The sequence below is a fragment of the Paraburkholderia sediminicola genome (genome assembly GCF_046026895.1).
Taxonomy (GTDB): domain Bacteria; phylum Pseudomonadota; class Gammaproteobacteria; order Burkholderiales; family Burkholderiaceae; genus Paraburkholderia; species Paraburkholderia sediminicola_C.
Genome location: NZ_JAQQEU010000327.1, coordinates 1 through 218 on the forward strand (window position 1 = coordinate 1; position 218 = coordinate 218).

Annotated in this window: 1 protein-coding gene; it reads right to left on the bottom strand. The window is 67.9% G+C overall.

The features are described from left to right. Positions 1-218 (bottom strand): autotransporter-associated beta strand repeat-containing protein (locus PQR02_RS40980; protein WP_408243477.1); only part of this gene is annotated, 218 nt, incomplete at both ends.

Consider the following 218-nt stretch of genomic DNA (forward strand, 5'->3'; position numbering starts at 1 on the left):
CGCCAGCGTTGCGCCGCTGTTGACGGTCACCGCCGAACTGGCCGCGAACGCGCTGGCGATCCCCATCGCCAGCGTGCCGCCATTGACGGTCGTCGCACCGGTGTAGGTATTGAGCGCCGACAGCGTCAGGGTACCCGCGCCGTTCTTGGTCAGGTCCATGCCGTTCCAGCCGGTGGCCGACGCGGCCTGATTGGCCAGCACCACGTCCACATTGAACC